Origin of the sequence: Acetobacterium wieringae (assembly GCF_026646375.1) — a bacterium.
GTDB lineage: Bacteria > Bacillota > Clostridia > Eubacteriales > Eubacteriaceae > Acetobacterium > Acetobacterium wieringae_A.
The window spans coordinates 1-1,038 of sequence record NZ_JAIPPU010000055.1 but is presented as its reverse complement, the minus strand read 5'-3'; the positions used below and the strand labels follow the sequence as shown (position 1 = coordinate 1,038).

The window sequence follows — 1,038 nt, the reverse complement described above, 5'->3', positions numbered from 1 at the left end:
TATAATGTACACGCTTGTCAAGACACAAAATGAAAAAACGTTAGTTATGACTCCTTTCAAAATCAGGCCACTTTTTTCTCATGATTAAAGAAAATCTCAGCCGGTGTTCTGTATTGATGACGCTGATGGTCTCGGTGATAATTGTAGGTATTCATGTACTCTTTTGTGATTAATTTTACCTCGATGACGGTTTCCGGGCACATCAAATAAAGGCGTTCCCATTTAAACGACCGGAAGAACCTTTCGATGGCAATATTATCGGTAGCACGGCCTTTTCCATCCATGCTGATTTTGGTTGTTTTAAAGCTCTGGATCAGCTCGATATACTCTTTTGAAGTGAACTGGCTGCCCTGATCACTATTGATGATTTCAGGTTTTCCATATTTGCGCACCGCATTTTTTATGACCCGTGTCACCATGTCAGCCTGAAGTGTATTGCTGATGGTATAGCCGACAATAAAACGGGAGTGCCAGTCAATAATGGCTGTCAGATAGACAAATCCATTGGGGGTACCAATGTAGCTGATGTCGATCGACCAGACCTGATTCGGTCTGGTGATGTCAAGATTACGAAGCAGATAAGGGTACGTTCTCGCTTCCCTTGCCCGTTTGCTCAAGTTGGGACCAGGATAAAATGCGGCAATATCCATTTCTGCCATGTAACGCTTAACCAGCCTGCGACCCAACGAGAACCCTTGTTTTAGCAGTTCATTACGAATTCTTCTCACCCCATAGGAAGGTTCCCGATAATGAATTTTATCAATTGCATTTTTGATGCTGATTTCAACAGGATCGGGTTTATGTTCAACCGGTTTGTGATAGGCGGTAGAACGGGATAGACCAAGGAGTTTACATTGTCTGGAAACCGCCAGCTTTGAACCTTCAAAGTCGATCAGCTTTTTCTTTTCCTCATTTGAGAAACTTGCTCGTGCTTTTTTTTTAGATAGTCGACATCCATTGACAGTTCACCGATTTTTTTGATGAGAACCTCCTTTTCTTCTTCATGCTGCTTTCTGATCTTTTCGACATTTTCACCTT

The 1,038-nt window shown here is 42.1% G+C and carries 1 pseudogene; it reads right to left on the bottom strand.

Annotated elements, in window-relative coordinates:
* Positions 1-62: 62 nt before the first annotated feature.
* Positions 63-926 (bottom strand): annotated as a pseudogene (locus tag Q7P33_RS17910) (IS3 family transposase); the annotation flags it as partial.
* Between the last annotated feature and the right edge of the window lie 112 nt (positions 927-1,038).